At 66.4% G+C, this 13,869-nt stretch carries 10 protein-coding genes; all 10 read right to left on the bottom strand.

Going from position 1 to position 13,869, the window contains the following annotated elements; all coding sequences use genetic code 11:
• Nucleotides 1-27: 27 nt before the first annotated feature.
• Nucleotides 28-3,516: a DNA-directed RNA polymerase subunit beta gene (gene rpoB, locus GKZ92_RS05135; protein ID WP_042375549.1), complete on the bottom strand. Its 3,489-nt coding sequence runs from the start codon at nucleotides 3,514-3,516 to the stop codon at nucleotides 28-30.
• A 347-nt stretch (nucleotides 3,517-3,863) separates the two neighbouring features.
• Nucleotides 3,864-4,766: a hypothetical protein gene (locus GKZ92_RS05130; RefSeq protein WP_035753262.1), complete on the bottom strand. Its 903-nt coding sequence runs from the start codon at nucleotides 4,764-4,766 to the stop codon at nucleotides 3,864-3,866.
• Nucleotides 4,766-5,449, bottom strand: a complete 684-nt coding sequence (locus GKZ92_RS05125; protein ID WP_006358245.1) for a hypothetical protein — start codon at nucleotides 5,447-5,449, stop codon at nucleotides 4,766-4,768. Before GKZ92_RS05125 ends, GKZ92_RS05130 begins: the two co-directional genes overlap by 1 nt.
• Nucleotides 5,450-5,542: 93 nt before the next feature.
• On the bottom strand, nucleotides 5,543-6,784 hold the full coding sequence (locus GKZ92_RS05120) for an MCE family protein (RefSeq protein ID WP_006358244.1): 1,242 nt from the start codon (nucleotides 6,782-6,784) through the stop codon (nucleotides 5,543-5,545).
• Entirely contained in the window at nucleotides 6,781-8,118 is a 1,338-nt protein-coding gene (locus GKZ92_RS05115) for an MCE family protein (protein ID WP_006358243.1), read from the bottom strand. The genes GKZ92_RS05120 and GKZ92_RS05115 overlap by 4 nt, the downstream gene beginning before the upstream one ends.
• Nucleotides 8,118-9,482 (bottom strand): MCE family protein, encoded by a 1,365-nt coding sequence (locus tag GKZ92_RS05110; protein ID WP_006358242.1) that lies wholly within the window; start codon nucleotides 9,480-9,482, stop codon nucleotides 8,118-8,120. The genes GKZ92_RS05115 and GKZ92_RS05110 overlap by 1 nt, the downstream gene beginning before the upstream one ends.
• A complete protein-coding gene (locus tag GKZ92_RS05105; RefSeq protein WP_006358241.1) occupies nucleotides 9,482-10,567 on the bottom strand; it encodes an MCE family protein in 1,086 nt (361 codons plus the stop codon). The genes GKZ92_RS05110 and GKZ92_RS05105 overlap by 1 nt, the downstream gene beginning before the upstream one ends.
• A gap of 5 nt (nucleotides 10,568-10,572) precedes the next feature.
• Complete coding sequence (locus GKZ92_RS05100) at nucleotides 10,573-11,655, bottom strand: MCE family protein (protein WP_006358240.1); 1,083 nt, start codon at nucleotides 11,653-11,655, stop codon at nucleotides 10,573-10,575.
• Entirely contained in the window at nucleotides 11,652-12,983 is a 1,332-nt protein-coding gene (locus GKZ92_RS05095; protein WP_006358239.1) for an MCE family protein, read from the bottom strand. The genes GKZ92_RS05100 and GKZ92_RS05095 overlap by 4 nt, the downstream gene beginning before the upstream one ends.
• Nucleotides 12,984-12,986: 3 nt before the next feature.
• Nucleotides 12,987-13,868: an MlaE family ABC transporter permease gene (locus tag GKZ92_RS05090; protein WP_006358238.1), complete on the bottom strand. Its 882-nt coding sequence runs from the start codon at nucleotides 13,866-13,868 to the stop codon at nucleotides 12,987-12,989.
• Between the last annotated feature and the right edge of the window lies 1 nt (nucleotide 13,869).

The raw sequence follows: 13,869 nt of genomic DNA, 5'->3' as shown, positions 1-13,869 counted from the left end.
CCAGAGCTCTGTTGTCAGTGGTGAGGATCAGTTGGCGAGGTCGTCGACGGTTGCCGACTCGTTGCGCGACAGGTTGATTCCGAGGTTGGCAGCAGCGCGCTCCAGGTCCTCGTCGTCGGTGTCGTGCATCTCGATGGCGGCACCGTCGGAGCTGAGCACCTCGACGTTCAGGCAGAGCGACTGAAGTTCCTTCAGAAGCACCTTGAACGACTCGGGGATACCCGGTTCCGGGATGTTCTCGCCCTTGACGATCGCCTCGTAGACCTTCACGCGGCCCACCACGTCGTCCGACTTGATGGTGAGCAGCTCCTGCAGGGTGTAGGCGGCGCCGTACGCCTGCATCGCCCAACACTCCATCTCACCGAAGCGCTGACCACCGAACTGCGCCTTACCACCCAGCGGCTGCTGGGTGATCATCGAGTACGGACCGGTCGAACGAGCGTGGATCTTGTCGTCGACCAGGTGGTGCAGCTTGATGATGTACATGTAGCCGACCGCCACGGGGTACGGGAACGGCTCGCCGGAACGACCGTCGAACAGCGTCGCCTTGCCGTCGCCGTTGACCATGACCTCGCCGTCGCGGTTGGGCAGCGTCGAGGACAGCAGTCCGGTCAGCTCCTCCTCACGCGCACCGTCGAACACCGGGGTGGCGGTGTTGGTGTCGGGCTCCGCCGAGTACATGTCCTCGGGCAGGTTCGAGGCCCACTCCGGGACGCCCTCGGCCACGTTGATGTTCCAGCCGGCCTTGGCGATCCACCCGAGGTGGGTCTCCAGGATCTGGCCGATGTTCATACGACGCGGGACACCGTGGGTGTTCAGGATGATGTCGACCGGGGTGCCGTCGGGCAGGAACGGCATGTCCTCCTGAGGGAGGATCTTGCCGATGACGCCCTTGTTGCCGTGACGACCGGCGAGCTTGTCGCCGTCCTGGATCTTGCGCTTCTGGGCCACGTAGACGCGGACCAGCTCGTTGACGCCCGGCGCGAGATCGTCGTCGTCGTCGCGGCTGAACACGCGCACGCCGATGACCTTGCCGGTCTCGCCGTGGGGCACCTTCAGCGAGGTGTCGCGAACCTCACGGGCCTTCTCACCGAAGATGGCACGCAGCAGACGCTCTTCCGGGGTCAGCTCGGTCTCGCCCTTCGGGGTGACCTTGCCGACCAGGATGTCGCCGTCGCGGACCTCGGCACCGATGCGCACGATGCCGCGCTCGTCGAGGTCGGCGAGGACCTCGTCGGAGACGTTCGGGATGTCCCGGGTGATCTCCTCGGCACCGAGCTTGGTGTCGCGGGCGTCGATCTCGTGCTCCTCGATGTGGATCGAGGTCAGGACGTCCTCTTCCACGAGGCGCTGCGACAGGATGATCGCGTCCTCGTAGTTGTGGCCCTCCCACGGCATGATCGCCACGAGCAGGTTCTTGCCGAGCGCCATCTCACCGTTCTCGGTGCAGGGGCCGTCGGCGAGGACCTGGCCGGCCTCCACGCGCTGGCCCTCGTCCACGATCGGACGCTGGTTGGCGCAGGTGCCGTGGTTCGAACGCGCGAACTTGCGCATCCGGTAGGTGTCACGGGTGCCCTCGTCGGACATGACGGTGATGTAGTCGGCCGAGACCTCTTCGACCACACCGGTCTTGGACGACACGATGACGTCACCGGCGTCGACGGCGGCACGGAGCTCCATACCGGTACCGACCAGCGGCGACTCGTTGCGCACCAGCGGCACGGCCTGACGCTGCATGTTCGCACCCATCAGGGCGCGGTTCGCGTCGTCGTGCTCGAGGAACGGGATCATCGCGGTCGCGACCGACACCATCTGGCGCGGCGAGACGTCGAGGTACTCGACATCGGTGGCGCCCACGAACTCCACCTCGGAGCCCTTCTTGCGCACCAGCACACGCTCGTCGGTGATACGGCCGCTGCCGTCGAAGTTGGTGTTGGCCTGACCGATGAGGAAGCGATCCTCCTCGTCAGCGGTCATGTACTGGATCTCGTCGGTGACGACACCGTCGACGACCTTGCGGTACGGGGTCTCGATGAAACCGAACGGGTTGACCCGTGCGTACACCGAGAGCGAACCGATCAGACCGATGTTCGGACCCTCAGGGGTCTCGATCGGGCACATACGGCCGTAGTGCGACGGGTGGACGTCGCGCACCTCGAGGCCGGCACGCTCACGACTCAGACCGCCCGGGCCCAGCGCCGACAGACGACGCTTGTGGGTCAGACCCGACAGCGGGTTGTTCTGGTCCATGAACTGCGACAGCTGGCTGGTGCCGAAGAACTCCTTGATCGCCGCCACGACGGGACGGATGTTGATCAGGGTCTGCGGGGTGATCGCCTCGACGTCCTGGGTGGTCATGCGCTCACGCACGACACGCTCCATACGCGAGAGGCCCACGCGGATCTGGTTCTGGATCAGCTCGCCGACGGTACGCAGACGACGGTTGCCGAAGTGGTCGATGTCGTCGACCTCGACGGGAACCTCCACACCACCGGGGACGGTCATGTAGGTGGTCGTGTGCGGGTCGGCCTCGTGCAGACGCACCAGGTACTCGACGGTCGCGATGATGTCCTCGCGGGTCAGGGTCGACTCGCCGGTCATCGGGTTGCCCGTCAGACCCAGCTTCTTGTTGACCTTGTAGCGGCCCACACGGGCGAGGTCGTAGCGCTTGTCCTTGAAGAACAGGTTCTCCAGGAGGTTCTCCGCGGACTCCTTGGTCGGCGGCTCACCCGGACGCAGCTTGCGGTAGACCTCGAGCAGCGCCTCGTCCTGGTTGGCGGTGTTGTCCTTCTCCAGGGTCGACATCATGATCTCGGAGAAGCCGAAGCGCTCGGTGATCTCCTCGGTGGTGAAGCCGAGGGCCTTGAGCAGCACGGTGACCGGCTGACGGCGCTTGCGGTCGATACGCACACCCACGGTGTCGCGCTTGTCGACGTCGAACTCCAGCCACGCACCGCGACCCGGGATCACCTTGACGGTGTGCAGGGTCTTCTCGGTGGCCTTGTCGATCGCGGCGTCGAAGTACACGCCGGGGCTGCGGACCAGCTGGCTCACCACGACACGCTCGGTGCCGTTGATGATGAAGCTGCCCTTGTCGGTCATGATCGGGAAGTCGCCCATGAAGACGGTCTGCGACTTGATCTCACCGGTGTTGTTGTTGATGAACTCAGCGGTGACGAACAGCGGCGCCGCGTAGGTCATGTCCTTGTCCTTGCACTCCTCGACGGAGGCCTTGACCTCGTCGAAGTGCGGCTCGGAGAACGACAGGGACATCGACCCGGAGAAGTCCTCGATAGGGGACAGCTCGTGGAGGATGTCCTCCAGCCCGCCCGTCGGGTTCTCTTCTCCGCGGGCGATCGCCTTGGCGCGCCACTCCGGGGACCCGACGAGCCATTCGAAGGAATCGAGTTGGAGGTCGAGGAGGCCGGGAACCTCCAGCGGCTCGCTGATCTTTGCAAACGACGCGCGATGCGGCGCGCCGGGGATTGTTGAGGTGGACTGGCGGTTGACTGCCAAGATGCGTCCTTCCAACACGACGTTATTCACAACCTAGATGTGCGGTGGCTTGATGGGCCGTTCGCTGGTGACACCCTGAGATCGGCGATCACCGCAGCACACACATACAAGGAGTGGCCGAAGAAGGATCGATAGATGGACAGGAGGCAGCCAGCGCAACGTCCAACTGTAGCAGAAAATAGACGTCCTTTGTCAAGTCCGTCGAGAAACGATTTCGCACGGGTGGCTGCCTGCACGTCAATCGCTGGTCACAGCCTGGCCTGACAACGCCGAAACGTCAAGCGGTACGCGCCAATTTCGCGAACTTGTCCCCGGAGTCGTCCGACCGCCTGGCGGTCACGCCCGGATCAGAAGGGCTCGACGCCCTGGATCCGCCACGTGTCGCCCTCCTTGACCATGGCGAACTGCGCACGCGGGGCACCGCTGTTGGTGGCCATGCTGTTCTGCGTCTCGCTGATGATCATGTTCGCGATCACGGTCGCGTGGGCGCCGTCGCCGCCGCCGGTCAGATCCTTGACGCCGAGGGCGTCGACCCGGCACTCGGCACCGGTCTTGGTCTGGGTGATCAGGTCCTTCTGCGCCTTGAAGGTCTTGTCGAACTCTTCCCGCGCCTGACCGGTCAACGCATCCTGGGCACGCTTCTGCCAGGCGTCGAGTTCGGTGTGCTCGTAACCGAAGATCGCGCAGATCCGTTCCTGTGCCTGCCCGGTCAACTGCGACGTGGCCTCCTGGTCGACGAAGGCTTTGTTGGGACCCACGTCGGCACCGGGATGGAAGGCGAGGACCACGGCGACGATGCCGAGGACCACCGCGGCCGCGGCGAGGATCGCCGCGAGCGGGGCCGCACGCTTCTTCCTGCCCTCGGCACTCCCCTGCCGGCCGGGCCGGCCCATCGGGCGGTTCGACGAGGTGTCCTCATCGGTTCTGCCGGCTGCGCTGGGACGCAGGGTCGAGACCCGGGAGACGGGCCTGGTCTTCGGCTTGGTGAGGTCGGGCTTCGCGGGGGCGGTGTCGGTGTCGGCGGCGTCGACGGAGCTCGAGGTGTCGTCACCGGACCCTTCGTGGCTCGTCGACTCGCTCCGCTCGCCCGGCCCGGCGGCTTTCGCTCCTTGCACCTCAGGGAGCGCGGGTGCCGACGCATCGACCTCGGGGGCATCGGGTGTCTGCCCGGGCTGCGTGGCACGGGTGTGTCCGGCGACCTTCGGCGTCGGACGACGCTTGCCTGCGGGCTTCTTCGGGTTCTGGGCCATCAGTTTCCGCCTCCCGGTGCCGGCGCGGGCGCCTGTCCGTTACCCGACTGTCCCGCGTCGGCGTAGGCGATGCCTTCCAGGCCGAGGAGGTTCTCGGCCTTCCAGGTGTCGCCGTCCTTGATCATGCTGACGTCGAATCCGCGCGTCTCGTCGACGCCGGGCTGGCCGGGCCGCTCGAGGGTCGTGATGACGTAGACGAGGACCTTCGCCTTGCCCTCGTCGGGGTTGACCTCGCTCGGCGCGCTGCGCACCAGGCGGGCGCTCAGCTTGGCGGCGTCCGGGCCGGCATTCGACAGCATGTCGAGGACGCTCCCGTCCTTGCCGCCGAGCACCTCGTTCTTGGCCTTGCCGGTCAGCGACGCCTCGGCGCGCTCCCGGAAACCGTCGAGGTCGGCGGGATCGATCGTGGTGATGTTGAGGACGGCCTGTTCGGCCGCCTGGGTCGCGTCGTCACGCGTCTGCTGCGCCGGGTACTGGTTGGCATAGACGTCGTAGGCACGCACTCCGAACACGGCCACGCACACCACCGCCGCGATCACCGCGACGATCGCCAGCGCAAGCGGCGCGACGCCTGCGAGCCGCCTCAGCGCGGGTCGGGTGCCGGTGTTCTTCTCGGTCGGACCTGCATCCGGATCGGTCGAGCCGGTCGATGCAGAACCTGTGGGTTCGGGGGTGCCAGTCATAGCAGAAGACACTGTATAGATCGCTCCTGAGCGCAGGCCAAGGCCCGAGTGTCCGCACGAAGCGGAACCGGAGCCCTGGAAGGCCTGCGTCGTCTACTTGGGCCGCACGCCGAGCAGCGCTGCGAGCTGCTGGGCCAGCGGGTTGAGGTTCAGCTTGTCGGGGTCCTTCTTCGGCGTGGAATCCCACGGCTGCGGGTACGCCGGGTTGGCGTACTTCGCACGCTCCGCACTGCGCACACCCGTCGGGTTGCCCAGCGGCACAGTGCACTTGGCCTCCGTGTTGAACGGGAAGGCGTCGTAGTGCTTGTCGAAGTTCGGGTTCTTGCGCCGCATCTCCGCCATGATCGCGTCGGTGCCGCCATAGCCCCGCGTACAGGCCGCCGGGTTGTTGGTCTCGAGGACGACGCCGAAGTGGATCTGGCCGTCGCCGGGTGCCGGTGAGTGGCTGCCCGCCGACAGAGCGGAGAGCATCGCGAAGGTCGTCGAGATGTTGTAGGTCGCCGGCTCGATGGTGCGGGACACCTCGGCGAGATCCTTCACCACCTTGGAGATGTCGTTGCCGTTCTTCTGGATCAGCTCGGAGATCTGCGTGGCCGACAGCGTGCCGGTGGTGAGCAGACGTCGGAGGTCGGGGTCGGAGCTCGCGAGGGTCGCGGTGACCAGGTCGAGGTTCCGCGACCACGTGAGGATCGCATCCGACTGGTCTGCCTGCGTGGCGAGCACGACATTGGAATCCTGGATGAGCGAGACGACCTCGGGCAGGTTGTCGACGCCCGCGCGCGACAGCTTGCCGAGCGAATCGACCAGGCGGGTGAGGTTCTCACTCTGACCGTTGAACGCCTTGCCGAGTTCGGTGATGACCGTGTGCAGGTCGTCGACCGGGATCGACGAGGTGAAGTCGATGGCCGACTTCACGACGTCCTCGAGCGGCTCGGGCAGCTGGTACTTGGTGATGACGTCGCCCGCCTTGAGGTACGGACCCGACGAGGTCGTCGGCTGCAGGTCGACGTACTGCTCACCGATCGCCGATCGCGAGGCGACGACGGCGGTCGCCGACGCCGGGATGTCCGGGCCGCCCTTGTCGATGTCGAGCTTCACGTCGACGCCGGACTTGGTCAGCGTGAGTCCGCCGACGCGCCCCACCGGCACACCCTGGTAGGTGACCTCGGCGTTGGTGAAGATGCCGCCGGAGTCGGGCAGCTGCGCGGTGACCGAGTACATGCCGACGCCGGCCAGCTTGTCGAGTCGCGCGTACTTCGCGCCCACATAGACCAGCGCCACCAGGCCGACGACGACGAACACGATCAGCTGGATCTTGACGAGCTTGCTGATCATCGTCCTGCTCCTGTCGGTGCCTCAGGGGTCTGCGACTTCGGCGCCAGACCCATCGCCGCGAGCGGGCCGTCGAGAACGCCCTGTCCGGGTTTGGCGGGTGTGGGCATCGGGCCGGCGCCGTCGGCGGACCGGGAGAACGATGCCGCCGGGTAGCGACCGCCGGACGGCGGGGTGTTCGGTCCGGGACGCCAGTTAGGGCCGGGCGGCAACAGGGTGATCGTCGGCCAGCCGTAGCGCGGTCCGTTGCCGTTGTAGTACGGGTTCCGCGGATCGACAGGCACCTTCACCCGGGCCGGGGGCGAGTACTTCGGTGTCCCCTGCCCCACGCCGAGCGCCTCGAGCTGGTTGAGGAGCCGGAGGTCCAACGTCATGAACAGGTTGGTCGAGTCGCCCTTGACACCGGGCAGCAGCCAGTCCGGGAACGGATGGGTCAGGACCAGCGGTGCGGCGGTGATCGCATCGGGCGCAGCAGCGGCGAGCTGGGTGAGCACGGGACGCAGTGCCTTGAGGTCGTTGATCAGCGCCTTGCGCGACTTGCCGAGCACGTCGGTGCCGACCTGACCGAGCTGGTCGAGCTTGGTCAGCAGGTCGACGAACTGCGGACGCTGCTCCTCCAGCACCTCGATGCCCTCGGGCAGCTGCTTGAGGATGCGGTCGATCTGATCGGTCTGCGCCGCGGTCCGTTCGGACAGGTCGGCGAGGCCGTCGATCGCGCCGATGATGTCGTCACGCTGGCGGTTGAGGCCGGCGATGAGCTTCTCGGTCTGGTCGATGAGGTCGCGGACCTTGCCGGCCCGGCCGTCGAGCGTCTTGTTCAGCTCGGTGACGATCGGCTGGATCTGGTTGATGCCGCCGCCGGTCAGCAGCAGCGCCAGCGCTCCGAGAACCTGCTCGATGTCGGTCGCGGTACGGGTTCGCGACGTGGGGATCGGCTGGGCCGGGTTCTGCCGCGGCGCGTCGGCGCTGCCGTCCGGCTCGGACAGGGACACGAACTTCTCGCCGAGCAGCGAGGTCTGCTGAACGCTCGCCTCGGCCTTGTCGGACAGGTCGACCTCGTTCTTGACCTCGACCGTGACCTGGGCGAACCACTGGTCATCAGGCACCTCGACCGCGGTCACGCGGCCGACGGGGATGCCGTCCCGCTTGACCATCGACTGGGGCACCAGGTCGAGCACGTCGTCGAACTGGATCTTGTAGGTGCGTGCGTTGTCGCCGGTGTCGACGCCGCCGGGTAGCGGCAGCGACTGGATGCCGTTGGACATACAACCCGACACCAGCACGGTCAGCGACAGGACCGCGCCGGCCAGCGTCATCCGCATGGTGCGTCGGTTCATCAGTTGCCTCCCCGAGGACGTGGGGTGGTCGACTTGGTGGTCGACGACGATGCGGGTGCGCGTGCCGCCGGCGGCGCGGGAGTCCGCGACGACGGGGTTCCGATCTCGGGATCCGGGTTACCGGGAACCGTGCCGGGCACGGGCGCCTTCTGCAGCTTGTTGTTGCTCATGATGCCGAAGGGCAGCACGGGCAGCAGCGGCTCGAGCACACCGTCGGTGATCTGCTTGCCGAGCGCCTCACACTGGCTGATCAGCGGACGCAGCGTGTTGCTGAACTGCGTGGCCTGCGGGTTGCCCGGGAGCAACTGACCGAGGTCGAGCAGGCGGCACTGCGCACCGATCAGGTCCTGCAGATCCGGGATCGTCAGGCGCATCGACAGGGTTCCCGACTCCGCGTCGTAGGCGTTGATCAGATTGCTGATGGTGATCGGCAGGACGGTGAGGACCTCTTTGAGGTTGTTCTTCTCGTCGAGCAGCGCCTGCGTCGTCGGCTGCAGGTCCTTGACGGTCTCGCCGATCTGCTCGCGGTTGTCGTCGAGGAACTCCGCCACGTCGCCGAGGGCGAACGACAGCTTGTTCAGGGCCGACGCGAGCTGGTCGCGTTCGCCGGCGAGGAACTTGTTGAACGACGCCATCTGCGTGTTGAACTGCCGCACCTGGGCATCGTTCTCGCGCAGCGCGCCGACGAAGGTGTTGAGGTTCTTGACGGTGTCGAAGAGGTTGCCCCGCGAATCGCTGAGGGTCGTGGTGGCCTTCGACAGGTTCTCGATGGCCTCGCCGAGCTTCTCGCCGTTGCCCTCGAGGTTGGCGGCACTGGTCGCGACGAGTTCGCTCACCGCGCCCTGGCGGCCGGTGCCGTCCTGCTTGTTGGCGCCGTCGGGACCGAGCGCGTCCGACAGTTCCTTGACGCTGCGATACAACTCGTCGACCTCCACCGGAACCATCGTCTGGTTCACATCGAGGGTGATGTCGCGGGAGGCCTTCGGTCCGCCGGAGTAGGCGGGGGTCAGCTGGATGTAGCGGTCGGCAACCACGGACGGGATCACCTGCACGGCACGGACGTCCTCGGGCAGCGTGATGCCGCGGTCGACGGTCATCGTCACCTTCACGGTGTCGCCCTGTGGAGTCACCGAGTCGACCTTGCCCACGGCGACGCCGAGGATGCGCACGTCGGAACCCTCGTAGATGCCGACGGAACGCTTGAATGTCGCGGTGATCTTGGTGGTCCCCATCGAAGAGAACACCCACCACAGCGCGCCGGCGACAACCAGCGCGATGATCAGCCCGAGGACGAGCGCCACGATGTGGCGCGGTGTGAACCACCGGCCGGGACCGGAGGTCTGTGTGAGGTCTGGCGCGGTCATCAGCCTGCCTCCGTTCCGCCGTTGTTCTGTTCCAGCGTCTTCTTGTTCGGCGGACGTGTGGTGTTCTGTTGCGGCAGGGCCGGCGGCAGGAGGTTCACCACGGTCGACTCGAGCCAGCGGCCGTTGCCGAGCGCGTTGGCGTAGAGCCGGTAGAACGGCGCCATGTACTTGATCGAGTCCCGGATGTTCTGGTTCTGACGCTGCAGCAGTTCATTGACGCCCTTCAGCGCGTCGAGCGCCGGCCCGATCTGCTCCTCGTTGTCGCGCACGATGCCGGTGAGCGAGTCGCCGAGGCTCGTCGTGCTCGCGAGCAGCGCGGAGATGGCCTGCTGCCGGTTGTTGAGCTCGTCGAGGAGCTGTCCCGCACCGCCGATGAGGCGCACGAACTCCTCGTTGCGGTCGGCCAGCAGCTTCGACGTGTCCTTGGTGGCGGCGAGGAGCTTCTGCACCTCCTGGTCGCGGCTGGCGATCGTGTTGGACAGACGCGCCAGCCCGTCGAGCGCCGGACCGGTGGTGCCCGCGGTGCCCGAGAAGGCGTCGGAGAGCACGCGCATCGACTCGGCCAGCTGGTCGTTGTCGAAGTCCTCGATCTGATTCGCGGCGGCCGAGAACGCCTCGATGACGTCGTACGGGGCGACCGTGTCGGTCAGCGGGACGTCGGGATCGGCGGGCTCGCTGCCGCGCGGGTTCAGCGACAGGAACTTCTGACCCAGGATCGTCTTGATCTGGATCGACGCCTGCGTCTGGTCGCCGATCCAGGTGTTCTCCACCTTGAAGGTCACGTCGACCTTGTCGCCGTTGAGCTTCACCGCGTCGACCTCACCGACCTTCACACCGGCGACGCGCACCTCGTTACCGGGCTTGAGCCCGGCGGCCTCGGAGAACTTCGCGGTGTAGCGGGCTCCGGCACCGAGCAACGGGACGTCGGTCAGGTAGAACGCGCTGAGTCCCAGCATCATCAGGATCAGGATGCCGATGGCACCGATGCTCACCGGACTGCGTCGACCACCGAACCGGCGATGGGGGTGCTTCTTCGGCGCATCCGCCCGGGCTGCGTCGTCCTGGTTGTCGTTCTGGTCTGCCATCGTGGTCACCCCCCTGGCTTCTCGTCGGTCCAGCAGCGCGTCGCGGCGCTGGTGTAGAGCACGTGATTGATGTCGGGCAACGGCACCAGCGGTTGTGTCAGCACCGTCGACTTGCCGTTGCCGGCGACGATGTCGATGCCGCACAGATAGAACTGGAACCAGGAACCGAAGGTCGCGGCCCGGCCGATCTTCTGCAGCTTGATCGGCAGGTTGGTCAGCGTCTGCTCGATGTCCTTGTCGCGCTTGTTGATCTGATCGGCGAGCGACTTCAGACCGGCGATGTCGCCCTGGATGGAGGGTCGCGTCGCACCGAGGATGTTCGCGGTCACCGAGGTCAGGTTGGACACCGACGAGATTGCCGAGCCCACCGAACCGCGCTGTGCGGCAAGGCCGGTCACCAGCTTCTCGGTGTTGTCGAGGAGGCTGGTGAACTGCGCGTCGTTGCGGTTGACCGTGTCGAGCACCTTGGTGAGGTTGCCGATCAGGTCACCGATGACCTTGTCCTTGTCGGCGATCGCATTCGTCAGGTCCGCGGTGTCGCTGACCAGGCGCGTGATCGAGCCGCCCTGACCGTCGAAGATCGCGATGATCTGCTCTGTCAGCTTGTTGACGTCTTCGGCCGACAGCTGCTGGAACAGCGGACGGAACCCGTTGAACAGTTCGGTGAGGTTCACCGGCGGATGCGTGTCGGTGCGGCCCGGCTCCAGCCCGAACGTGTGGCCCTGCGCCACGGTCTTCGTCGGGTCGCCCGCCCCCCGCTCCAGACCGAGGTACCGGAGACCGGTGAGGTTGCGGTAGCGGATGTAGAGCTGGGTGCCGTCCGGCAGCCGGTCACGGTCGACGTTGAACGAGACCATGGCCCGGTTGCGGTCGTAGACCTCGACCTTCTCCACCTGTCCCACCCGGACGCCCGCGATGCGGACGTCGTCGCCCGCATTGAGCAGCGTGGCGTCGGTGAAGACGGCCTTGAACTTCGCGTCACCGTCACCACCGGCGTTCGCGATGGTCAGCGCGAGCAGGCTGGTGGTGACCACGGTGACGACCGCGAAGACGATCAGCTTGACGAGGGGCGCGATGATCGACCTCATTTGATGTCGACCTTCGCTCCCTGGAGGGCGCCGCCGGCGAGCATCGTGACCCAGGTCGGCACCGACTCCGGCGTCTCACCGGTGGTCGCGCCGTAGATGACCTGGAGCTGCTTGCGGTAGTCCGGGTCATCGAACGGGTTGGGCTCGACCGATCCCGCGGGGATGCCGCTGAACTGCGGCTGCGGGAGCGTCTTGACGGTGCGCGGGCCTGCGTTGCGTGACGGCGGCTGGTAGCTGCCGTCGGCGAGGCCGCCACCCGGGTACTGCGGGAACGGGCGACCGTTTTTGGCGGGCTCGTAGCACACGGCGGGTGGATCGAGGTCCATGAAGCGGGGTTCGTCCTGGTTCGGTAGGTATCGGCCACGGGGATTGACGAACTGCAGGTTCACGCGCACGCCCGGGTTCTTGGTGCCCTCGCCCACGATGACTCGAGACTCGGGGATCAGACCGGCGAAATTGCGGAACGTGCACACGAACGTCGGAGACTGCTTGGCCAGCCCGACGAGCAGTTGTTCGGAATCGACGGCGAGGTCGATCAGGTCGGTTCGGTTCTGGCGGAGCCAACCGGTGAGGTCATCGGAGGCCACACCGAGCGTGGCGATCAGGGTCCGCAGATCGCCCTGCCGTCCGACGATGGTGTTCGACGTGGTGCGGAACGAGTCCAGCGCGTCGACGACGTCGGGCAGCGCCTGCGAGTAGGTCTGCGAGAAGGTGGCCAGGCCCTCGAGGGTGCCCTCGAGGTCGGGCAGGTTCTTGTTGACCTCGCCGAAGATCTGGTCGAGCTCCTCGAGCGTGGTGCCGATCTGCTCGCCGCGACCCGACAGCGCCTTCGACAGCGAGGTGAGCGTGGCGTTGAGATCCTGCGGCGGGATCGCCTCGAGCACCGGCAGCAGGTCGTCGAACAACTGCTGGACCTCGAGAGCATTGCCGCTCTTGTCGGTCTCGATGGTTGCGCCGTTCTTCAGCGTCGGACCGTTGTTGTCCTCGGGAACCTGCAACGCCACGTACCGCTCACCGAAGAGCGTCTTCGGCAGGATGCGCGCGGTGGTCTTGTCGGACAGCTCCGAGGCCTTGGTCGGATCGAGGCCGAGGATGACCTCCACCGAACCGTCGGGCGCCGGCTTGACCTCGCGGACCTCGCCGACGACCATGCCGCGCGCCTTCACGTCGGCGTTCGCGGGAAGCGCGTTGCCGGTGGAGTCGGTCAGCAGGGTGACGTCGGTGAAGTCTTGGAACGTCTTGTTGAACTTGGTGATGGTCGCGGTGAGGAACAGTGCGACCACGATGAAGAAGACCAAGCCGAGCAGTCGTCGGCGCAGGACCGCCATCTGCTAACCCCCCACTCGCACGGTCGTGGTGGTGCCCCAGATCGCGAGTCCCAGGAAGAAGTCGAGGACGGCGATGAGGACCAGCGCCGCTCGGACCGCGTGACCGACGGCCACGCCCACACCTGCGGGACCCCCGGATGCGTAGTAGCCGTAGTAGCAGTGCACCAGGATGATGACGAAGGCGAAGACCAGCACCTTGCCGAACGACCAGAGCACGTCGGCCGGCGGCAGGAACAGGTTGAAGTAATGGTCGTAGGAGCCGCCGGACTGCCCGTTGAAGACGGTCGTCACCACTCTCGAGGCGAGATACGCCGACAACAGACCCAGCACGTACAGCGGAATGACGGCGATGAAGCCGGCGATCACGCGGGTCGACACCAGGAACGGGATCGACGGCACGGCCATCGTCTCCAGGGCGTCGATCTCCTCGGAGATACGCATGGCGCCGAGCTGGGCGGTGAAGCCACAGCCGACGGTCGCGGACAGGGCGAGGCCTGCCACGAGGGGCGCCACCTCACGGGTGTTCACGTAGGCCGACAGGAAGCCGGTCAGGGCCTGCGACCCGATCTGGTCGAGTGCCGCGTAACCCTGCAAGCCGACGACGACGCCGGTGAAGCCCGACATCAGCACCATCACGCCGATGGTGCCGCCGATGACCGCGAGTCCGCCCGAACCGAAGGCCACTTCGGCGAGCAGGCGCAGGACCTCACGGGTGTAATGCACCAGCGTCTTCGGCATCCACGCCAGCGTGCGGCCGTAGAACGACATCTGCTCGCCGGCACCGTCGAGCACCTTGAGCGGTTTGCCCAGCTGTTTGCGGGCCTCGTACATGTAGTACTCAGGCCTGCTCTTGGCGATCGTCACGCCGCCGCCACCATCGGTCACG

It is taken from the genome of Gordonia sp. 135 (assembly GCF_009720185.1).
In the GTDB taxonomy this organism is placed as follows: domain Bacteria; phylum Actinomycetota; class Actinomycetes; order Mycobacteriales; family Mycobacteriaceae; genus Gordonia; species Gordonia alkanivorans.
This window is presented reverse-complemented; position numbering and strand designations above follow the sequence as displayed.